At 38.0% G+C, this 22,021-nt stretch carries 18 protein-coding genes and 1 CRISPR repeat array; of the genes, 5 read left to right on the top strand and 13 right to left on the bottom strand.

Going from position 1 to position 22,021, the window contains the following annotated elements; genetic code table 11:
• Positions 1–30 precede the first annotated feature (30 nt).
• Entirely contained in the window at positions 31–465 is a 435-nt protein-coding gene (locus tag NST81_RS03350) for a VanZ family protein (protein ID WP_048622639.1), read from the bottom strand.
• A 387-nt stretch (positions 466–852) separates the two neighbouring features.
• On the opposite strand from NST81_RS03350, the gene NST81_RS03345 reads away from it, so the two are divergent.
• On the top strand, positions 853–2,523 hold the full coding sequence (locus NST81_RS03345; protein WP_341028407.1) for a methyl-accepting chemotaxis protein: 1,671 nt from the start codon (positions 853–855) through the stop codon (positions 2,521–2,523).
• Between the two features lie 184 nt (positions 2,524–2,707).
• Here NST81_RS03345 and pcp read toward each other — a convergent pair whose 3' ends face one another.
• The 3 genes from pcp to NST81_RS03330 form a co-directional block, all read right to left on the bottom strand.
• Positions 2,708–3,355 carry a pyroglutamyl-peptidase I gene (pcp, locus tag NST81_RS03340; protein ID WP_048622637.1) on the bottom strand — a complete coding sequence of 216 codons (648 nt, stop codon included), beginning with the start codon at positions 3,353–3,355 and terminating at the stop codon, positions 2,708–2,710.
• Positions 3,356–3,487: 132 nt separating this feature from the next.
• Complete coding sequence (locus NST81_RS03335) at positions 3,488–4,450, bottom strand: DUF979 domain-containing protein (protein WP_048622636.1); 963 nt, start codon at positions 4,448–4,450, stop codon at positions 3,488–3,490.
• Positions 4,447–5,145 (bottom strand): DUF969 domain-containing protein, encoded by a 699-nt coding sequence (locus NST81_RS03330; protein ID WP_048622635.1) that lies wholly within the window; start codon positions 5,143–5,145, stop codon positions 4,447–4,449. Before NST81_RS03330 ends, NST81_RS03335 begins: the two co-directional genes overlap by 4 nt.
• Positions 5,146–5,483: 338 nt before the next feature.
• Here NST81_RS03330 and NST81_RS03325 point away from each other — a divergent pair, with 338 nt between their 5' ends.
• Entirely contained in the window at positions 5,484–6,467 is a 984-nt protein-coding gene (locus NST81_RS03325; RefSeq protein WP_341028400.1) for a Gfo/Idh/MocA family protein, read from the top strand.
• A 466-nt stretch (positions 6,468–6,933) separates the two neighbouring features.
• Here NST81_RS03325 and NST81_RS03320 read toward each other — a convergent pair whose 3' ends face one another.
• Positions 6,934–7,581, bottom strand: coding sequence for a GGDEF domain-containing protein (locus NST81_RS03320; RefSeq protein WP_340396529.1), 648 nt, complete (start codon positions 7,579–7,581; stop codon positions 6,934–6,936).
• 493 nt (positions 7,582–8,074) lie between these two features.
• Between NST81_RS03320 and NST81_RS03315 the strand changes: the two genes are divergently transcribed.
• Entirely contained in the window at positions 8,075–9,796 is a 1,722-nt protein-coding gene (locus NST81_RS03315) for an EAL domain-containing protein (RefSeq protein ID WP_341028398.1), read from the top strand.
• A gap of 497 nt (positions 9,797–10,293) precedes the next feature.
• Positions 10,294–10,512: a hypothetical protein gene (locus tag NST81_RS03310; RefSeq protein WP_327802980.1), complete on the top strand. Its 219-nt coding sequence runs from the start codon at positions 10,294–10,296 to the stop codon at positions 10,510–10,512.
• A 37-nt stretch (positions 10,513–10,549) separates the two neighbouring features.
• Positions 10,550–11,508: direct repeats of the CRISPR family, unit length 32 nt; unit sequence ATTTCAATCCACGCACTCATGTAGAGTGCGAC.
• 671 nt (positions 11,509–12,179) lie between these two features.
• Here NST81_RS03310 and NST81_RS03305 read toward each other — a convergent pair.
• From NST81_RS03305 to NST81_RS03275, 7 genes are all read right to left on the bottom strand, one after another.
• Complete coding sequence (locus NST81_RS03305) at positions 12,180–12,971, bottom strand: NERD domain-containing protein (protein WP_341028396.1); 792 nt, start codon at positions 12,969–12,971, stop codon at positions 12,180–12,182.
• A gap of 465 nt (positions 12,972–13,436) precedes the next feature.
• Positions 13,437–13,544, bottom strand: a complete 108-nt coding sequence (locus NST81_RS03300) for a putative holin-like toxin (RefSeq protein WP_048622631.1) — start codon at positions 13,542–13,544, stop codon at positions 13,437–13,439.
• Positions 13,545–13,960: 416 nt separating this feature from the next.
• Entirely contained in the window at positions 13,961–14,188 is a 228-nt protein-coding gene (locus NST81_RS03295) for a hypothetical protein (protein WP_171699588.1), read from the bottom strand.
• The gene (locus NST81_RS03290) at positions 14,178–14,726 is read right to left on the bottom strand and encodes a DUF3990 domain-containing protein (protein ID WP_341028391.1); all 549 of its coding nucleotides are present in this window, start codon (positions 14,724–14,726) and stop codon (positions 14,178–14,180) included. The genes NST81_RS03295 and NST81_RS03290 overlap by 11 nt, the downstream gene beginning before the upstream one ends.
• Positions 14,727–15,424: 698 nt before the next feature.
• The gene (locus NST81_RS03285) at positions 15,425–15,940 is read right to left on the bottom strand and encodes a hypothetical protein (protein ID WP_341028390.1); all 516 of its coding nucleotides are present in this window, start codon (positions 15,938–15,940) and stop codon (positions 15,425–15,427) included.
• Between the two features lie 64 nt (positions 15,941–16,004).
• Positions 16,005–16,991 (bottom strand): hypothetical protein, encoded by a 987-nt coding sequence (locus NST81_RS03280; RefSeq protein WP_341028387.1) that lies wholly within the window; start codon positions 16,989–16,991, stop codon positions 16,005–16,007.
• A 167-nt stretch (positions 16,992–17,158) separates the two neighbouring features.
• Positions 17,159–19,039: an ATP-binding protein gene (locus NST81_RS03275; protein ID WP_341028385.1), complete on the bottom strand. Its 1,881-nt coding sequence runs from the start codon at positions 19,037–19,039 to the stop codon at positions 17,159–17,161.
• 312 nt (positions 19,040–19,351) lie between these two features.
• On the opposite strand from NST81_RS03275, the gene NST81_RS03270 reads away from it, so the two are divergent.
• On the top strand, positions 19,352–19,849 hold the full coding sequence (locus NST81_RS03270; RefSeq protein ID WP_341028382.1) for a GNAT family N-acetyltransferase: 498 nt from the start codon (positions 19,352–19,354) through the stop codon (positions 19,847–19,849).
• Positions 19,850–20,072: 223 nt separating this feature from the next.
• Here NST81_RS03270 and NST81_RS03265 read toward each other — a convergent pair whose 3' ends face one another.
• Positions 20,073–21,956, bottom strand: coding sequence for a sigma-54-dependent Fis family transcriptional regulator (locus NST81_RS03265; RefSeq protein ID WP_341028380.1), 1,884 nt, complete (start codon positions 21,954–21,956; stop codon positions 20,073–20,075).
• Positions 21,957–22,021: the final 65 nt, after the last annotated feature.

Raw genomic sequence — 22,021 nt, 5'->3', positions numbered from 1 at the left:
CGTGAACGAATGGAACCCTCTGAATTTATTTTAATGACGCCTTGTCCGTATATAAAAACGGATAAACAATAAAACAATGAATGCTCCGGCTGCATCGATCAGTACATCGGAAAATAAAGCCGTCCGTCCCGGTCGAAACGATTGATGCCACTCATCCGATGCCGCATACAATACGGTAAAACACCATGCTCCTATATAAGAAAACCGATTCGGAAATACCGCTTTCCACACAAGAAAAGCCAAAAAACCAAAAGCTGAAAGATGCGCAAATTTGCGGATGATAAAATTCCACGAAAAGACGCCGCTATCGCGATGATCGTTCGTCCCCTCCAATCCAAAATACTGAGCGATGTGATGAATGACTTTCGCCGTATTTGCACCTGTAAACATAGAAAATTGACTAAAAGAAAAAATGACCCCACACCAAATGAGCACGAACCCCCACCAAAACCATTTATGCTTCATTAAAATCACCTGACTCTTTTCTTAGTAATCATTCTCATTTTGAATGAAGACACCACTGCTTACAAGCCCTATTTACACACCAGTAGTTTATCTCTCTTCCAACCAACCTTAAATGAAACGCAATCTCCATTTAACAAAAGTCACCCCTAAACCACACGATCATCCCATGATCTCGCATGATCACTACCGCTTTATCGCCATTGCTTTATAAATTTATCGATTCCTTGCTTTATGATTAATAGATTTATTGATTTATCACTTTATTGATTTAAATCATTAATGGGGTCAGGCCCCTTTTTTTAACGAATGCTTTATGAAAAATTTATATTATCTTTACATTGGTTTGGTTAAATGAGAGTAAAATATTACATTTATAGGAGTATCAAAATGAGAAAAGAGAAAAATCAAAAAAAGTTTCGGTTGCTCACCATATTGCTTGTGCCTATCATTACAGTGATCGCTTTATCCTCTTTGTTGATCGCCTATGTGAATGTTGAAAAAAATAAAAAGCTCGCCATCCAATCAATGGAGCAGCAGCTATCTTTATCTGCAGAAGTGATGTCGGAAAAAGTGGTCATGTTAAAAGCCTCTACGACGAGAGAAGAATTTAACCGCGAACTGCGCTATGCCGTGCAGCTCAATCAAAGAATGTTTAAAGAACAAAACTTAATCCCCATCCAATTTCAAATCACAAAAGATAAAGAAATCAAAGGATTAGCGGATACGAATTTAAAAGAAAAAATTCCCCTCACTAAAAATGAAATCAATCAAATTTTGAAACAAAAAACAGGCATTGAACATCTTCATGGCTATACGATGGCTTTATCTCCATTAATCGAGCTCGATAATGCAACTTTTGTCATCGCTGTTAAAGATCAAGACTATATCAAGCCGATCACCCACCAGCAAAGAATGATGTTGGGATTCACAATCACTATGATTTTAGTAGCCAGCTTTATCGGCTTTATGACCATTCGCTCCATTGTAAAGCCTATTACGCTGCTAAAACGAGCATTTGACCAAGTGGCCGGCGGAGACTTAGATACACCTATACATATTCATTCCGTATCACGAGAAATCACGACACTGTCTAATGGATTTCATCAAATGGTCAGCAATTTAAGATTTCTCATCCAGCAAGTCGATCATACTACTTTGCAAATTGAATCATCCTCTAACAAATTAAGAGACTCTTCAAATCATTCAAAAGCAACATCAGACATCGTCACAAAGGCGATGAAAGAAGTCGTCAATGCAATGGAACGCCAATCTCAATATTCTTTAAAAAGCACCGAAGCGATTCATGAAACGTCTCATCGAGTAAAGCAAGTCGCTTCAGCGATAAAAAAAGTCGACAACGTAGCCATGATCGCCAATGAAAAATCGAAAGTAGGGCTTCAATTCATCAATCAAACAGTGAAAAAACTAGAAGAAGTACAAGCAACGTTTCTTGAAACAACAGAAAAAATTTATACACTTGACCATAAAACGAAACATATCGATCAATTCGTCAAAGTCATTCAAACCATCGCTTCACAAACACATTTATTATCATTAAATGCATCCATCGAAGCCGCTCGAGCCGGAGACGAAGGAAAAGGTTTCGCAGTCGTCGCACAAGAAGTGAAAAATCTAGCTGAACAATCCAAACAAGCTTCAGAAGAAATTAAACAATTAACCGAAATCATCCGCAACGATACGGAAAATGTCACCAGCGCTATTACGAATAACTCCAGCATTTTAAAAGAAGGAATAGACATGATGCATTCGACAAAGCAATCTTTTGATGATCTAATATCCGTTGTGGAACAAGCCTCTTCCGAATCAAAATCCATGTCTTCCGCAGCGGAAATTATGGAACAAAAAATGAGCGAAATGGTAGAAAGCATGTCCAACATCGCCAGCATCGCCCAACAAATTTCAAGCAGCATGCAAGAAGTCGCTTCTATTACCGATGAACAAGATACAACAATAAACGAAGTCGCAGATGAGGCAAAATCATTATATGTATTAGCCAAAGATCTAAATGCTTCCCTCGATTCATTTAAAACTACATAAATTTTTTCAAAAAAGTACGAACTTAGAAAAAGAAAAAATCGACATATTTGATAAAAGAGGCCCTATCCGGATAAACGGACAGGGCCAAAAAATTGGAAAATTCATTTGATATCCCTTTCATCTTTTTCTTAATGAGTGGAGCTGCTGCTTTCAAAAATCTCTAGAAATATCCATCGCCTATTCTTTAATGAATCGCACCACCGCTTTCTTTTATATCCTCAGGTTCGAGTGCTGCAGTGATGGCAGCGATTTTTAAACCTTCAACGATCGTTTCAATTGCCATGCTCGGTGCATGTTTATTGACAGTCTGCTCCGGCAAATAAGGGATGTGAATAAATCCTCCGCGCACATCCGGAGCATTGTCATGCAAATAATGCATTAAACCGTAAAACAAATGATTACAGACAAACGTTCCGGCTGAGTTAGATACCTCTGCAGGGATACCGCTTTCTCGTAGATTCTTCACGATGCGTTTGATCGGCAGCGTCGACCAATAGGCAACCGGACCATTCTTTACAATCGCCTCATCAATCGGCTGATTGCCTTCATTATCGGGAATTCTGGCATCATCCACATTAATGGCTACCCGCTCTGGTGTAATGTGTGTTCGACCTCCTCCCTGCCCAACGCAGATCACAACATCCGGCTTCTCCTCTTTAATCGCTTCTTCCAGCTTTTTGATCGAGGCTCGAAAGACCGTTGGGATTTCTACAGCAACAATGTGAACCCCTTTTTCCTGGTAACCATTTAAAATTTTGACTGTTTCCAAAGCCGGATTCACACGCTCACCTTCAAAAGCATCAAAACCGGTCATTAAAACTTTTTTCTCCATACTATTCCCTCCGATGCTCTTCCTCTCGAAACCTATGAATCTCACAACAATATTCCCTATCATTTTGTTTCAAACGGACGCTCCATTGGCCATATCATCTACACATGTGCACAACATTTTCATATCCCAAAGCTACATTTGCCATCTAGCCAGGCAATACATCAGCACAATATTGAGCAAAAGCGTCAACAATGCCGTTGGTACTTGCACCCGAATGACATGATATTTATCTTTCAAGTCTAATAAAGCTGCGGGAACAATATTAAAATTGGCAGCCATAGGTGTCATCAACGTTCCGCAATAACCGGCAAACATGGAAATGGCGGCAATTTGGTTTGGATCCGCTCCGAACTGCTGAATCAGGATCGGAATGATGATTCCTCCGGCCATGACCGGAAAGGCCGCAAACGCATTTCCCATGATCATGGTAAAGAACGCCATTCCAACACATAACACCACGACACTCCAAAATAATGAATTAGATGGAATCATATGTTTGACAATATCGGCCACCACATTGCCGACGCCAGCTTTATCGAAAATCGTGCCAAGCGTCGCTAAAAATTGAGGCAATACGACAGCCCAACCAATTGCCTCCAGCAAACGGCGGGATTCCTTGATGGCTGTCTTTGGAGTACTCTTTGTAAGTGCCAGAGCAACCATCATAGCGATGACGCAAGCAACGCCTAAACCAACCAATGTCGGATTGGATGGATCAAATAGAAAGAGTTCGCCGATTTTGATACCCGCCAGTGCTTTTGAAAAAATAACGGTTAAAAATGGAATAAGCAACGCCGGTAAAAACAGCCAATTGCCGAGCCGCTTGCGTTTCGCTTCGCGTTCCTCTTCGCTTGTGCTGTCATATTTTCCTTTTTCTAAACCTCCGAAACCTACGATAAGTACCATCAGAATGACGAGCAAGCCTATGTAAAACGGCGGGATCACTTTTCCCAGCAACAAAGTCACAGCATAGATAAAATAAAACAACCCCGAAGTGACTCGTTTTGTATTTTTTTTATCTAAAAAAGTGTAGATAGAACAGCACAAACCGATGACTCCCATCAAAACATAGAGGTATTCAAGAGACAGTATCATGAAGATTTCACTTCCTTGTTTTCAGGTTTCTTTTGCCCAAGACGTCGCTCCAAACGTCTGTCGAATAAATATAGTCGAATGGAATGGATGATGAAGACACCAACCGCAGTGGGAATCCCCCATAGTGCCATCAACACTGGGTCACTCACAACATGATTTTGGTCAAAGAAGCCTTTCATTAATAAAATTCCTCCGACAGCAACAAAAATATCTTCACCGAAAAACAATCCAATGTTGTCAGCAGCGGCCGTATGTGCACGGATATTTTCCCTTTCCTCTTTAGGTAGCTTCCCGTATTTGGCTTCCGCAGCTCCTTCCGCCATTGGTGCAATGAGGGGACGAACAGTTTGTGGATGTCCACCGATACTATTCAATCCTAGCGCCGCCCCTATTTCCCTGATCAAAAAGTAAATGTTGATCAATCTACCAGCGGTGATCGCTTTTATTTTCGAAACAAGCAAAGCCGATTGTTTTTGCAAACCGCTTCGTTCCATAAGACCGATAACCGGAAGAGTAATGATTAAAATCGACATATAACGGTTCGTCGTGAACGCTTCACCAAATTGAGCGATGAGATCCTTAAAGGGAATACCAGCTATCAACCCAGTGACCAATCCCGAAACCGTTACGACAACCAACGGATTGATCCGAAACAAAAAGCCAACAATGATCAAAGCAACACCAATGAGAACCATCTTACCCCTTCTTTCTCCAGAAATTTGACATTCTATCATTCCAACGTTCTAACAAAGAGCTTTGCAGTGCAGAAGCAAACAAGCGTGCTAAGAATAATATTATGATAATTCCAATATAATTTATTATTCTGAATTATATCACACTAATTAAGGTCGTCAACGCTATTGTTCATCATTTCATCTGCACATTCCTCATAAAACAATTTCCCAGAAAAATAGGATATTTATATCAATATACCAAATGGGGCCTGACCCCTTTAATGGCTTAAAGGGGTCAGGCCCCTTAAAATATGGTACAATGCTGGTAGCATGTTCTAGCCATGAAGGAGTGACAAACGATGATAAAATTTGCGATCATTGGAACGAACTGGATTACTGAGGAATTTATTAAAGCGGCCAAAGAAGTGCCGGATTTTTCTTTAAAGGCTGTGTATTCGCGGACTGAAGAGAAAGCAAAAGAATTTGCGGCAAAAGTAGGTGCTGAACTGACCTTTACCAACTTAGAAGAAATGGCAAAAAGCGATGAAATTGATGCTGTTTATATTGCAAGCCCTAATTCCTTTCACGCCGAACAAGCCATTTTGCTGATGAACCACGGCAAACACGTTATATGCGAAAAACCAATGGCCTCCAATACAAAAGAAGTGCAAGCTATGATCGAAGCAGCCCAACAAAACAATGTCGTCCTAATGGAAGCGATGAAAACAACACTACTCCCTAATTTCCAAGCCATTCGCAAACATATACATAAAATCGGAAAAATACGCCGCTATTTCGCCAGCTATTGCCAATATTCATCGCGCTATGACGCATACAAGCAAGGAACGGTGCTAAATGCCTTTAACCCCCAATTTTCCAACGGATCTTTAATGGACCTTGGCGTTTATTGCCTGTATCCAATGGTAGTATTATTCGGGAAACCTCTTAATGTAAAAGCCAACAGTGTTAAACTGGAAACGGGTGTGGATGGAGAAGGAAGCGTCATTCTCGACTATGGAGAAATGGACGCGGTGGTTCAGTACTCCAAAATTTCGAATTCCTATATCCCTGCCGAAATTCAAGGAGAAGAAGGAAGCATTATCATCGATGCGATCCATACGCCGCAAAAAGTCGAAATTCGCTATCGCGACGGACGCATCGAAGACATTACCGAAACTCAAGACCATCATCCTATGTACTACGAAGCAAAAGAATTTATCGAATTAATTCAAAACGGCAAACAACAATCGGAGATCAATTCGCATCAACACTCACTTACTACCATCGAAATTATAGAAAAAGCCCGGAAACAAACAGGCATTGTCTTTCCGGCGGACAAATAAAAGCCATAACAGCCTCTTGCCTTTTCGGCAGAGGCTGTTATTTTTCTAACATCGCTTGCTTTTGTCCGTGAAATACTCAACGGAATTAAATTTCAAAACTGATAATAAATATACAATTCTATTTTATTGCTGACCAAGAGCCTCCTGATAAAAAAACTGCAGCATCGGGATTCTTCAAAACAGCAAACACAACTTACCCCTTTAAGCTCAAGGCATTCCAAAATATGCTTTCAAATCGTACATTTTTCTTTGCCACCACTGACCAATCAACGATGCAAACTTGAAACAGAAATAGAAGTTAAAAACGCTCCCCGTCTACTGTATAAAAGGTAAATTGTCACCTGGATTTCTAATCGACTTGATACCGTGCAATCACAAATGTCCCCTTCTTTCTCGCCTGTTGCAGTCCATCCAAAATATTGATCTTCCTAACGATTTCAAAATGTGCCAAGCTCTCCTTATATACTTACACTGTTTTTCTGGAGTGTTTGTTTCTGTACATGTTTTGATCCGCTTTTTCAATTAAATCGTGCAATCGTTTTCCATCTTCTCCGTAAACGGCATATCCAACAGAAACGGAAATCTTTTTTTCAAAACTTTTGGCCAGTTCCTTGAGTTTCGACTGAAGGGAATCTATTCTTGCTTTGATTTCATGAAGGTCAGAAAAAAGGGAAAGGCCAAGAAATTCATCTCCTCCCCAACGGGCAATGACATCATGCTTTGTTATATCACTCTCCAAAACTTTTGAAACCGATAGGAGTATTTGATCACCGTATTCATGACCATAATGATCATTGATTTGTTTAAATTCATCAACATCATATACAAAAACAACCAGTTTTTTCTTTTTGCGTTGTGCTGTTTTTATGAATTTCGGAAATATAAAATGAACGTATCTTCTATTATTCAATCCCGTCAAAGGATCTTTCATTGAAAGGAAAAAGGTTTCATCATATTTTCTTCCTAACAACCATGCAATGATTAAAGCGATGATGCCGGGGATTGGAATGAGATGAGGAACTCGTCCTATTTTCATCCATACGGCTGTTCGAATGAAAATGAGTAAAAGAAGAACTAAAGAGGATGCCACAATCCTTCCTTTAAATTTATACAACATTTATCACCAACTCTCGAGAGTGATTTTTATTCTTGGCGTACTTTTCCCATAGGGATTATAAAGGATCAACAAACTTTTGTCTATTTTTTCTATTAGAAATTTTTGAAAAATGATTCCGGATTAAATTCATCTTTTCATTTTAAAAAACACAGACTCAAAGAATTAGGTCAATCATCACAGATTCAGTTCGCAGCTCATTTGATGCGCCGGCAAAAATTCGTTCAATACATCAAACGCATGGACAGATTGCCTTTCACATAATTCTTGAATGCCAAAATATACTATATTATTGTATAATAGCATAGGAAGTATCGCTCCAGTCTTCTTAGGTTTTTGCACCAATTACCGTTATACAAGACGTGGGGGATACTTCTTTTTTTACGATGAAACTCCTTGATACAAGGGTTAAGGCTTATGAAAATTCACTTAGCCAATAAAAAATCATACCAAAGTCACAAAAAACTAATTTAATGAATTAGAGAGGGATTTTATGGATTCAACCAATCATGACGTGAAAGCTTTTCAAGGCCTGTCACCTGACAGCATCAAAGAATTATTAGACATTAAGTATGCTTTGGATCAATCTACTATTGTTGCGATTACAGATCATACCGGAAAAATCACTTATGCCAATCAGAAATTCTGCGACATCTCGAAATACAGTCGAGAAGAATTAATCGGACGAGATCACCGGATTCTTAATTCAGGATACCATTCAAAAAGCTTTTTTAAGAATATGTGGGAAACCATTGGAAAAGGGGATATTTGGACAGGCGATATTAAAAATAAAGCGAAAGACGGGACATACTACTGGGTAAAAACCACTATTGTACCTTTTTTAAATGAAGAAGGGAAACCTTATCAATACATTTCCATACGCCAAGATATAACAGACTTAAAAAAATTAGAGGAACAATTACTGTTTAACGCCTATCACGACAGTCTGACCGGCCTCCCAAATCGTCATTACTTCAACGAAGAAGTAGGTGCATGGTTAAACCAAAAAAAGAAAACGGACCAAATGGCCTTGATCTTCTTCGATATTGATCGTTTTAAATACATTACGGATACACTAGGCCATTCGGTGGGGGATCGCTTTCTCAAATCAATATCCAAGCGACTGGCCATTCATTTAAAAGGGATTGGCAACGTTTATCGTTTTGAGGGAGATCAGTTTTCGATTGTCGTCAAAAATAAAGACATATCCGAAGTAATGGACATCATTCGAAAGGTGAAAGTACTATTAAAAAAACCTTTTTTATTTCATAAGGAATCCTATTCTTTTAGTGCCAGCTTCGGCGTCAGTCTTTCCCCTCAAGACGGGCAAGATATTGAAACATTAGTTAAAAAAGCGGATTTTGCCATGTATCGAGCAAAAGAAAAAGGAAACAATTCTATTCAATTTTTCACTAGCGAAACCCATGAAGTCTTATCCAAAAATATGAAAATGGAAACGGCTTTAAGACAAGCCATTCAAAAGGAAGAGTTACTTCTATATTATCAGCCGCTTGTCGATTTGCAAAAGCGAAAAATGGTAGGAGTGGAAGCACTCATTCGCTGGAATCACCCTACAGAGGGAATCATCCCCCCTTCGGAATTTATTCCTTTAGCGGAAGAAACAGGCTTGATTGTCCCGATTACCGAATGGGTTTTGAAAACGGCTTGCGAACAAATCGCAAAATGGCACGAAAAAGGGCTTCCCCCTATTTATGTAGCTGTGAATTTGTCGCCATTTTTATTTGAATCCAATCGATTTATGGATTCTCTCCAAAGAATTATAAAAGAAGGCAACCTTGATCCAAAATACATTGAACTCGAAATTACGGAGAGTATGATGCAGGATCCTAAAAGTGCCATTCCTTTATTAGAAAAACTAAAATCTTTAGGAGTTTCCCTTTCCATTGATGACTTTGGAACCGGGTACTCTTCACTCGCAAGCTTGAGACGCTTCACCATTGACACACTAAAAATTGACCGTTCTTTTATAGAAGAACTTTTTCAAGATGACGGGGTGATTGTCAAAACGATTCTTACCATGGCCTCTCACCTAGGATTAAACGTCATTGCTGAGGGGATTGAAATGAAAGAACAGCTGCGGTTTCTAACAAAACACTCTTGTCCCATCGGCCAAGGCTATCTTTTCAGTCGTCCATTACCCGGCAATGAACTCGAACAATTGTTGCGAAATCCGGAATATTTTTCGAACATTTGAATTTTGTCTAATAGATGAAGGCATATTTTGTGCGTCTCAAATATTACGAATCGAATGGTTTTTCAACCATGTTGAGGATCGTCACTTTTTTTGCATAAAGGCGTTTTTAAGACCGTTTGCATTTGATTTATTTCCACTTTCAAGAAACCTGACGGGCATGAAAGCAAAGGCTACGCGGAAGACTTTGCAAATAAGAAGGCTGTCATGCCCATGCACCCTATTATGCTTAGACCAGTCCCTGAAAAAAATATCAAACAGTCTTAAAAACAAAAAAGACAGACGCCCAGACAGCTTCTGTCGTAAATCTATGAATTTAAAATTCCAAGCGAGGTGAGAACAAATCCCACAACCATTCCTTGACCCCTTTATTACTTTAATCCTTTATCGCTTTAAATAACAGATGGGGTCAGACCCCCATTTTGAAACCGGTATACAAATGGAACGCAGGGAGTATAATGGCAGTAAAAAATACCTCAAATATGTAGGGAGGTTTTCATATGGCTCCTGAAGCAAAATTGGTAAAAGATATTTCGTGGGAAATGGATCAAAAACATTATGTCATTCGCAATGTACCTTTCAAAGTATATAAAGAATATTCTGCCGACGTAGTCTATAGTTCGGATATCACTTTAAAATTGTTAACTTTAAAAGACTTAATGGAATCCGGAGAGATCCCTTCTGATATCGACTTCAGAAAAGCGATGAAAATTCAATGATCTTTTTGATTAGAACGATTTAAAATCTGATTGCCTTATTTCAATCCACGCACTCATATAGAGTGCGACCCCTTCGTAGATCAAAATATAGGGGTTCATACTAATTTCAATCGACGCACTCATGTAGAGTGCGACGACACAACGGATGTTAAGCGCCATTTCGTGGGTAATTTCAATCCACGCACTCATGTAGAGTGCGACTAATTAGCTTCCAACTCAATTTTATCCACCGAGAAATTTCAATCCACGCACTCATGTAGAGTGCGACTTTACGGCTCTCCCCTGTTTGAGCACTGCCACTATTTCAATCCACGCACTCATGTAGAGTGCGACACAAAACCATTAGGAAACTATTTAAGCACGCTTAGATTTCAATCCACGCACTCATGTAGAGTGCGACTATCGCGTATCGCTTCCCGATCCAAGTACCGTGGTATTTCAATCCACGCACTCATGTAGAGTGCGACTAAAAAGAAAGGATGATCCACCCTTGGGAGAAATATTTCAATCCACGCACTCATGTAGAGTGCGACGAAACCAAAAAGCTAATTGCAGCCGCACGTGAGATTTCAATCCACGCACTCATGTAGAGTGCGACATATTCGCTGTCTCTCGTGTTTTAACGGGCAAGGATTTCAATCCACGCACTCATGTAGAGTGCGACATGCTTGATAAAGTTTTAAGCCCTCTGGCGTGCTTTTATTTCAATCCACGCACTCATGTAGAGTGCGACTTCATCAATCGTTAATTGTTTTCGCTAATGGATATTTCAATCCACGCACTCATGTAGAGTGCGACAGCAACAGAAGTTTACGATACAACAACTGCAATGGATTTCAATCCACGCACTCATGTAGAGTGCGACCAATAAGCGGACTGACTCTATCAGATCGATTGGAATTTCAATCCACGCACTCATGTAGAGTGCGACAAATAACTCGGCGCGACGCACAGCAAAACATGAATTTCAATCCACGCACTCATGTAGAGTGCGACAGCGATTTTCAGAAAAATTAAGGGTGAAAAAGCGGTTTTTCAATCCGAAAATCGCTTTTTTCTTTATCAACACAAAGAACTGTTCGCAAAAATTCCCATTAATTAGGAGAAATTCTTCGTAATTTCGGTGCGAATCTCCCAGGGAATTTATGTGCGCTATACATTCGCACCTATAATTGTCTCTTCTAAAAATAGCGGACCTTTTTTTAGCCTTTTTCTTTCATTTCTATCCATTATTTTAACACACGAACATAATAATTTTTCGATTTTTCCGAACCATCAATATAAACAATACCATAGTGTTGGCGAGCACCCGTTACATTCAGCAATAATCCTTTCAATATCCACTGCACCGTCTTCTTTAGTTTGCATATAGGTCCGTTTGTTGAGCGATGGCCATTGTCTTGCCACTCCCATTTTGTATTAAAAAGCCACCCTTTTCAGATTCGGATAATGTTTTGCAAACGAATTTCCTGCCTGTTTTCCTCCTCTTTTTCTTTTAATTTCACACAAAGCTTCTGCTGTTCAAGCTGCAAATAATCCCTTTCGAGTTGCAGTGATTTCCACTAAAAAGCCCAAAAACCTCCTGCTGGTTTCAGAAACGTATCGTGTCTTCACACCGGGACAACATAAAAGACATTTCATTCCATTGCAACTCAGGAGTGATCCGCCTATAAAACTTTTTCTGTAAATCTGCATTTAGGATAGTTGCTGCAGGCTTTAAAAGTCCCGTATTTCCCTTTTTTCAAAACAAGACTGCCGCCACACTTCGGGCAACGATTTTGTCGGACATGTTCTTTTATCCGTTTTTGATGGTTTTGAATTGATTGAATGTGCTTCTTTTTTATTTCTCTTTCTTTTGGATTATCCTTAACAAGCAGTGCTTTTAATTTTTCTGCTAAATAACGTTTTGTTTCATGATCCATCGCTTTTGTCCGATATTGCTCAAGCACTTTTTTCAACTGTTTCGGATAAATCACATGAGATTGGGTAAAATGAATTCCCGATTTCAATTGAGCCCGCGGCATAAATACAACGATAGAGTAAATAGGGACATGCGAAAACTCTTCTCCTAACCATCCCTTTAAAGCTTTTATATGACCTTTGTTCTGCCAAATCGGATTTAAAAACTTTTCTTTTCGTTTGTAAATAACTTGTGTCCAGTATTTGGACGATTCATCTCCAAAAATCCAACCGCTATAATTTTTCGTTTCAATGACAAATAGACCACGATCAGATAAAAGAATATGATCAATTTGTGAAGAAGAACCGTCCTTTTTTGGAATGTAAATGTCATGAAAAGCCTTAAACTTACCGGGTGAAGATTTCTCTAATTTTTCAATCTCCTTCCGAACCCTATATTCCCCTATTGAGCCAATCCATTTAGACTCATTCGCTTTTATCCATACAAGAAATACGACAAATAAGAATAAAAGAAGAGAATAAAAAAAGAAAAGATTCATATATCATGTTTCCCCCCATTTGTTCTTTACAATAAAATTATGATTAAAGAAAACATGTGAATTGGACCAAATGTAGAAGGAGACTTCACGAAAAATTCTTTTAACTTCATCCTAACTAGCCCCTGCAAAAAATATTGTCAAATCATGTCGTAAAAACAAAAAAAGACAGAAGAACTTACACCTTCTGTCGTAAATGTATGATAAAAGGCTTCGCAGCTTGCCTGGCTTAAATTCAATCCACTACAATCTTCTTCGCCACCATTCCTTTACCACTGTAAACTATTGATGGGGTCAGACCCCCCTTGAATATAATTCAACATTTCCTGTATACTATAGTCAAAAGCAACATAGAATAAAAGAAACTGGGTGCGGGAACACCCGGTCAGTGCAACTGCATGCCGCAAGAAGAGCGGCTGACCTTTATGACAGTGAAATAACCGTCATGCCTTTGGTCGAGGGGGACGGTTATTTCTTTTTGTTTATATAGACGACCATAGTAACAATCAATGTCAGCACTCCTATCAGCACTAGACCGAATTGAGCGACTAGACTTAATGCTTCGTATGTCGTCATATTTCCACCTCCCTTCAACGGGAAGTGGCCAACCGCCACCCTGCTTATGTAGTTGCTATTAAGATTCTAGGATTTTTCAAATTGCGGATTATATTCAATCAAAAAAATGAGCCGTTCACTTCTTACAGTGACAAACTCTCCTTTCTCTTATTCTACAAATCCAGCCATATATTTGGCAATATCAGGAACCATCCAAACATTCAAACAGGGAGTTTAAACTCTCCATCGATAGTGGCAAATATGATGAGTCAAAAATTTGAAGAGAGTCTTCATCCTTTAATTACCTACAACAGTCATAGGTCATAATTTCACAAAAAAAGATCCGCAGAGATCTCTCTCCACAGAGCTTTTCTACTTTTTCAAGGATATTTGTTTAAAAATTTGGGGTATGTCAGGCACCAAATCATAAATTTATTCTAAATAGTCAAAAGTTCTTTTTTTTCGTAACGCGATAGGATATAATCTGCCCAATATTCTTCGTCATAATGATGCACATACACAGGGTCTTCTTGAAGGCGATTTAAAAATCCTGAGACAATGATAGCTTCTTTTGCTTTATCACCAATTCGCTTTTTCAGTTCATCATGAATATAAAAAATCAATTCAATATCCAATTCATCAAATGAATATTTATCAAAATTCAATTTCCTTCACCCCCAAACATTTTATACACTTTAAAGCTCTTTCAGAGTGAAATGATAGTTGTGTACTTGACGATGATATTGGCATAATCCCCTCTAAAAATTCTTCATTATTTATTCTACCATCGATGGCACGTCTTAATAAAGCCATCATTTTCCCATCAGCCAGCGGTCCAAGCACATAGTCATGATGATGATAAATCCTATTATTCATTCCTTCTTTTCGGCACTCCAGAATAAAATTACTCCAATCTAAATTTACTTCGTTAAAATAACAACCTTTTAAAGAGGATAGCTCATTTATATTGATCGTAAAATAAACAACTACTGGTTTATTTTCTTCATCCGAAAAAATATTATTATTATCTTGATGTTTAATTTTAGCCCATTTCTCAGCTTGCTTTTGATTATTGGTAACATAAAATCCCTTACCAAAATCAGTCGCAAACCGACTTTTGTCTAAATCTATTCCATTATTTTTAATATATTCTCCATGACGTTTAATGGTTCCATGAAAACAAACCAAATAATCCTTTAGCAACATTATACCCCTTCAGTGTCTTATTTATTCATTTCTTTTACAACAGCATGCCCACCTCTCCATGTAAAGTTGGGCTAAACCAAATTCTCTGCAGCATTCTGTATTTTTATTTTCCTATAAACAGTTATTGGAAGTACTGTGATAGATACTTCCATTTTACAAAGAAAACGGCGTCCATTTTTATTATTTTCACACTGTCTACACAGAAGGTATAATATCATCCCCTTATCTAGGGTGACCGGTCTTTCTTAACCTTTCCACTGATGCTATCTCCACGCGCTTTCGATAATTGGTTGCAACAAATATTCGTCCTTCCAGCTGGTTTCTTCATCAATTTTTTACGATGAGGTAGCTAGGCACGCCCCGGGTCGCCCGAGCGGCGGTCGATATATTCCATGAGGATTTTGCAGCCGGATACATTTTCACATGTTTCAATCACTTATTTAACAGAAGAACACCGATCCGGAAAAAGACAAGGCAGAGGCCAAGGTATGACTTTCTATTTCTATCAATTTTCATCAATCTTCGGGTCGTGACAGGCACCAAGCTAATCTTTTCTCTTACTCTACGAATCTCGACAAAATCTGGGTGGTGACAGTCACCGTTCCCGATTGTAAAGAGGTGAATCAGTAAAACTACCACCGCATGCCTTCGATTTCAGTATTAACATCACATCGAAGGCAGGGTAGTTAACGAACCTAATTGTCTTTTTTCTTAATCCGGGTGTTGGCAGTTGACACCAAAAAAATCAATTTATCCAATAAGCTTTTATCTGGTTCCCAATTTGGTGGCATAGGCTTTGCTTGTGGAATTTTAGCAAGCATTTCACTTCTTTCTAATGTAGCGAATTCAATTATTTCTTTGTCAATACTGAGATTCTCTAATAATGTCAAATCACTATTTAATATAGTCCAAGTTCCACTCATGAGAATGTCAAACCCTTTACCATAGCTTTCAAAAAATAATAAATCACCATCTCCATCTGGATATAATTGTTCAGGATACTCATCTATTATTTTTTCCATATATTGTAGAAACCAGATACCATCCCATACTTTATCAGGTGAACCACCTGAGAACAGACGCCAAAAGATTTCTGCCGTCAAATCAATTTGGGTAATCATATACTTTGCAACACTAGGTCTTTGCGTTAATTTTTCTTCAATCGGAAACGATTGTTTTAGCTCAGCAACTTTTGCTTTCAATTGTTGCATGGAAAACTTTAGAGAAAGTTTTTTTGCTACTCTTAGGGAAGTATTATCCAAATGGCAAAGTGCGTTACTTAAACTGTTTGTAGACCAATATGCAATATTTTTTTGCTAGTTCTTCAAAACTTTCTTTTATACCTCTGTGGTAAATCGAAGTCCCTACTTTTACCTTTTGCCGCAATAACTCAAACAAAATATAAAGTGAATGAACTCTGAAAATATTATGCGGACGTCCACGCCACCGCATAACAAGTTGATCTACTAATTTTGTTCTACCAGACTCATCAGCTTCAATGATCCTACGGAGATATTCATTTGGTGTTCTTAATTGACTATTAGACGGGATATCCATATAAATGAGTAAATGGTTATCAGAAATTTGTACCAAATGTTGATCGGCTTCCTGTTGCTCTTTTTTCCATGCATTTATTTCAAATTCTCTGGCATTATGGTGTACTTTTTGTTTCAGGCTAGTAATCTTTTGTTGGATTTGAGTAAAAAAATGTGCAACTTCCTTTTCATCTAATTCTACTGCGAAGCTATCTTCAATCTGCTTTAATATTTGTTGACGAGCAAACCTCAACATCGATTTTGCACCTATCATATTTATTAACGTATTGAAATTCGTCTCTGCGTTAACAGGTGTGCAAATTAGCAAAGAATCTTCCCACGATTGAACTGTGAGCGCATCGTACACCCTTATTTTCCAGCCATTTATTAAGACAATATACCTTGCTCGAATTTCAGGATGGATCGCATATAAATGGGCCTGAAGTAAATCACCCATCGACATCTCATTTATATTTCCTGGCTTTGCTTCAATAATCCAAAAGTTTTTTAACCGAATTGTTGGTATATAATCAACTTGCACCTTTTTCCTACCTATACGATGGTATGGATTAGTTAACTTTAGAGTTTTTTCTCGTATCACATCGTTAATCGTTCCTTTTCCATATCCAAGTTGTCTTAAAAGTGGTGCAATAAATTCCTCCCTTATATCCATTTCATTCCAATCACTGAAATCCTGTTGTTTCCAATATATTTCAAATTGGATCACCTTTTCGTTTCAATCAATAAACGATTTAATGTCAACTTAAATTGTTGGTTGGCCTTTTCTAAGTAAACATTAAATAATCCCCATGTGTTAGATAGATGGGATTATTTAATGTTTATTCTAATCCTACAAATTTCGATAAAATTTGGGTGGTATCATTGAACCCAAATTTATAGAGATATAGTACGACTAGAAGTGACTCCAGTGGTTTTATCATAAACTTCCTTTATTTGTTTAAACCAGTTTTCTATTTCATCATACACACCATGCTCTTTTAATAATTGAGCCGTGACTTTTTTTGTTAAACTACCATTTAAAATCTTTTTAATTGCAATTTCTCTTTCATTATCATCTTTTATATGTTCAAAACAAGTATTTTTCAAATAGCCCGGTACATCAAAATCAGCCCACATACCTAAATACTCAGATAGATCACAGTCGAAATATTCTTCAATTAATACAGGTGGTATATAGTTTTCCATTTCACGTAAGCTTGTAATAACCCCAAACCGTCTTCCATCATTTTTTTCATTCATTTTTCTAACTACTTCTTTATATTTTGGAACGTCACCATCATACAAATGAAATTCTATTATATTTGATCTTCTAAAATAATCTTCGTGCACCCAATCTTTTAATTTACTACCGCCAAGCGCATAAATACTAATGTCCATTTCATTTAAATCAATTATTTCTTTAAATTCTTTGACACTTTGATTAATGTTTTTAAGAAAATTAACATCATTAGGACCTTCAACACAGATTACTACTCTTGAATGAATAGATGGAAGTACACCCAAAGTTTTCGCGATTTTCTGCATTTTCAATTTTTCGTCTACAATAACATTTGGATTACCTTTATTATCTTTTTGAATCAAAATTAGAGAGTCCTTATTGACCATTTGTGCAATTTCAGGGGTATGAGTTGTGATAAATACTTGATGAGACGCTCTATTTGCAATTTTTATTAATGAATCAATTATCATTCTTTGGTAATTAGGATGTTGTGATGTCTCTGGTTCTTCAATTGCATATATAATGTTTCTCTTCCCACTCTTCACTGCATCTTTTTCCGCTTGCGATCTAAAATAACTTAAAAGTATTAATCTACGGACTCCACTCCCTCTTTTATTAAGCGGTACACCTTCATCTGTATCAAGACTAAATTTAAAAAGGGAGTCCCAGCTTTTTAAGTCAGGAACAGTTATTAATTGTTTAGCAATCTCTTCATTAAATTCTTTCAATTTTTGAATTGTTTCCTCCCCGATTTTTTCCACTCTTCTGACAACTTCATTTTTTATTTTATCTAAATCTTCCTTAAGTTCAGCCAGAACCTCTTTAGTAATTGCTTTCATTGGGTCTTGGACCTCTTTATCACCATCCGTATTTGCCCTATCAGATTGAAATAACGTGTAAAACGGTATTTGATCTCTTAACTTGTCCCATGTTTTTAAGTTTTCGTCCTGTATATCCTTTATATCTATCCATATTTCTTTAAATTCTGTTTCTTTATTAATTAAATAAGCAAATAATGCTTGTCTCATATCTGCTTTTTTAGTTTTATTGATACTTTCATAGTTTTCAATTTTATCCTCATACTGCTTTATAAACTCTTGAAGTTCTTTTTGTTTGTAGGTAATAAGTGGTTTTTTTGTTATTATAGGTTGAAACGCATTTAAGTAAACCGAAACACTGCTTTTATTAATTGATTTCCCTGAAGCATTGATAACTTTCCTAATCTCTAACTGATTATTTTTATTTAACAAATACTCGGACTTTAAAGAAGTAGGATTTGAAGCATCTAAAATAACTAATTCGCCTTCATCAATACTAAAACACGCACCTATTTCAATAACTTTCTCAACAGCAGAAATATTGCAATCACTCACATCAATCTTTGCATCGTCATTAAAAAATATATTTAATGCATCTAGAATAGTACTTTTTCCAACATCATTTTCCCCAATTAAAACGTTTAAATTTGGATTTAAATCTAACGAAAAATTTTTGTATCCTCGAAAATTTTTAAGAATTAGTTTAACAAGTTTCATTTTACATTCCTCCCAATAAATCGAACATAAGATAACTTTTTCCTGATAATGAAGAAATGCAACTAATTCTGATTATTATGACAAATTTATTATAATACTTTATTCCTACAAAAATGACAGAATCATTCGACAAATTTTGATAAAAGCAGATCGAAACCTTTATAATTCTATAAATTCATACTAACCTCTTGTTTATACAGTAACAAATAAAGTTAATAATGCCAAAAGAAGGATAATAAGCGATTTTTGTGGGAGATAGGTCTGAATGGCTAAATCAGTTCGTCAAAGTTCATCGTTTGGAGGGAGAATGAGTTGCATATTCGACAAATCGATCTTGATGATGCTGAAAAGTTGGTGAATTTGATTTTACAAGTGGAAAGTGAATCCGATTTTATGCTTTTTGAGGCCGGAGAAAGGAGGCTGACGCCTGAACAGCAGCGATACCGAATAGTGGCGATGGAGGAAGAAGAAAATTCGACCATATTCGTTGCAGAAGAGGAAGGCGACCTCATCGGCTACTTGATCGCCATTGGCGGAGGGGCAAGACGGAACCGACATTCGGTCTACCTTGTCGTCGGAATATTGGAATCATACAGAGGGAAAGGCGTCGGCACCCGATTATTTTTGGCATTAGAAAAGTGGGCTAGAGAACATCACATTCACCGTTTAGAATTAACCGTGATGACGAACAACCGGGCAGCGATCTCTTTATACAGCAAAATGGGGTTTGAAAAAGAAGGAATAAAGAAAGACTCCCTTCTTGTGAATGGGGAGTATGTAGACGAATATTATATGGCCAAACTTTTATAAAAATCCGTGTGTTGTATCCGAGGTACATAGAATGAATTTCATACTAGACTGCTAGTAAGTCTTTTTTCTTTGCTTTCGTTTTGAAAAGCTACCTTTTGAATAGAGCACCTTCTCTACTTTTCTATGCTTTTTAGAAATTAAGTAAGACGGTATTTCTCGCCTTATTTCTGCTTTTTTATCCAAAGAAAAAAGGAACCTTTTGACATGTTCCTTGATAAAGGACTTATAAACCAAATTTCCGAATTCGTTTGTAAAATGTGCTTCTTGGGATGTCGAGCAATTTGGCGGCTAAAGATACGTTTCCTTTCGTTTTTCGTAACGCCTCGATCATTAAGTCTTTTTGAATTTTTTCGCGGAATGTCAAGGAAGTGGATTCTTCAATTCTTTCTTGATCGGGTTCTTTCGAAGGTGAAGCGGTGAATCGCTGATGGATATCAAATGAGTCTAACAGGTTCAAAACTTGGGATGAATCCGTTATTCCATATGGGAATAAAATTTGCAGTCGTTCCAATACGTTGAACAGTTCCCGTATGTTCCCCGGCCAATGATAGTCCATCATTCGCTCCAATATTTCATCCGGCCATTCGGTATTCCAGTTGTGTTTTTCGCAATAGTATCGAATTAAGTGTGGAATGTCTTCTTTTCGTTCCCGGAGCGGCGGAACATGAATCGGAAACACATGAAGGCGATAATATAAATCTTTGCGAAAGGATCCTTCTTCGACTAGTTGGAGAAGATCTCGGTGAGTAGCGGTAATGATGCGAATATTTAAAGAAATTTCTTTCGTCCCTCCAACGGGGGTTACTTTGCGTTCTTGCAAAACCCGTAAGAGCGCCACTTGCATAGCCGGAGGAATTTCTCCGATCTCATCGAGAAAAATCGTGCCGTTATTGGCTTGCTCGAATTTCCCTTTATATCCTTGGCGCTTTGCTCCTGTAAAAGCTCCTTCCACATAACCGAACAGTTCACTTTCCATCAGCTCTCTTGGAATCGCCCCGCAATTGATCGCAATAAAAGGACCGTTTTTCCGCGGGCTATTTTCATGAATCGCTCGAGCCACCAATTCTTTTCCGGTTCCCGTTTCCCCTAATATATAAACACTTGCGTCCGTCGGTGCGACACGCTTCACTTCCTCTAATGTGTTTTGAAACGCTTTGCTTGTACCAGTCTCTCCTTGAAACACAAACGGTTGAGTGGAAAAAGCAGCAATGGGAACGGAATCGGATTTTTGGACAGCTCGTTCTGACAAATAAATGCATGTTCCGATGAAGCCTTTATGCTGATTGGAAAAGACAGGGGTTTCTTTTTGAATCCGAAATCCGTATTTTAATATTTCATTGACCTTCTTGCCGGCCCAGTGAGGTATTTTTTGACGAACCGGTTTACTTGCGGCCACGACGATTTTTTTCTCGTTGCAAACGATGACGGGTTGATGAGAATCCATGAAATCCACGCTCCTATGGACCAGTTCGATCTCATTTTTATGAGTACGTATGCTGATTTCCCGTTCGATCGCATGAGAAACAGACGCTACCATCCCCAACATAAAAGGATGGGCACGATCAACCGGACAAGAAACATCGATGATGCCGATTAATGCGCCGTCATCGTTTCGAATCGGAGCAGCCGAACAAGTCCAATTATGGGAAGCGACGGAATAATGTTCGGTGCCGTTTATCATCACCGCTTCTTCAATTTCTAACGCTGTTCCGATCGCATTCGTTCCGACTTCTTTCTCTGTCCAGCGGGCGCCTTCCATAAAATTAATTTTTCGCGCATCGTGAAGGATTCTTTGATTTCCTGCCACCGACAATACATATCCATCCGGATCAATGATTAAAGCGATCATTTCCAATTCTTTCATGGCTTGTTTCATTCGATTCAAATGAGGCAAAGCGATATCGAGGAGCAAGGAGTTTTTTTCTTTTTGAGCGGCAAGCAAATCATTGGATAAAACATGTTGGCCTTTACTCAAATATGGATTGACGTCATTGTTCTTGCAACGATACCAAGATTCGATGACTCTTTTGTTTAAGCGAGACGAATCCAGCACTCCTTCGTTTACAAAACGCTTCCATGTAATCCAGTTGCAGGTTGTTGTAAACATAATATCCTCCTTAATTTGGAAATATGATCATATACAGAATCCATACTTTTGGCAAAGACCGACAT

Origin of the sequence: Bacillus sp. FSL W8-0223 (assembly GCF_038006805.1) — a bacterium.
In the GTDB taxonomy this organism is placed as follows: Bacteria; Bacillota; Bacilli; order Bacillales; family DSM-4216; genus Bacillus_O; species Bacillus_O smithii.
The sequence above is the reverse complement of the archived record's forward strand: the minus strand, read 5'-3'. Positions and strand labels throughout refer to the sequence as shown.

Coding starts and splice junctions, on each gene's coding strand:
- pcp (WP_048622637.1), bottom strand. CDS start 3,355: ATGGAGAAAAAAGTTTTAATGACCGGTTTTGATGCTTTTGAAGGTGAG.
- NST81_RS03310 (WP_327802980.1), top strand. CDS start 10,294: ATGGCTCCTGAAGCAAAATTGGTAAAAGATATTTCGTGGGAAATGGAT.
- NST81_RS03265 (WP_341028380.1), bottom strand. CDS start 21,956: ATGTTTACAACAACCTGCAACTGGATTACATGGAAGCGTTTTGTAAAC.
- NST81_RS03330 (WP_048622635.1), bottom strand. CDS start 5,145: ATGGTTCTCATTGGTGTTGCTTTGATCATTGTTGGCTTTTTGTTTCGG.
- NST81_RS03275 (WP_341028385.1), bottom strand. CDS start 19,039: ATGAAACTTGTTAAACTAATTCTTAAAAATTTTCGAGGATACAAAAAT.
- NST81_RS03300 (WP_048622631.1), bottom strand. CDS start 13,544: ATGACGACATACGAAGCATTAAGTCTAGTCGCTCAATTCGGTCTAGTG.
- NST81_RS03345 (WP_341028407.1), top strand. CDS start 853: ATGAGAAAAGAGAAAAATCAAAAAAAGTTTCGGTTGCTCACCATATTG.
- NST81_RS03315 (WP_341028398.1), top strand. CDS start 8,075: ATGGATTCAACCAATCATGACGTGAAAGCTTTTCAAGGCCTGTCACCT.
- NST81_RS03335 (WP_048622636.1), bottom strand. CDS start 4,450: ATGATACTGTCTCTTGAATACCTCTATGTTTTGATGGGAGTCATCGGT.
- NST81_RS03350 (WP_048622639.1), bottom strand. CDS start 465: ATGAAGCATAAATGGTTTTGGTGGGGGTTCGTGCTCATTTGGTGTGGG.
- NST81_RS03305 (WP_341028396.1), bottom strand. CDS start 12,971: ATGAATCTTTTCTTTTTTTATTCTCTTCTTTTATTCTTATTTGTCGTA.
- NST81_RS03325 (WP_341028400.1), top strand. CDS start 5,484: ATGATAAAATTTGCGATCATTGGAACGAACTGGATTACTGAGGAATTT.
- NST81_RS03285 (WP_341028390.1), bottom strand. CDS start 15,940: ATGCAACAATTGAAAGCAAAAGTTGCTGAGCTAAAACAATCGTTTCCG.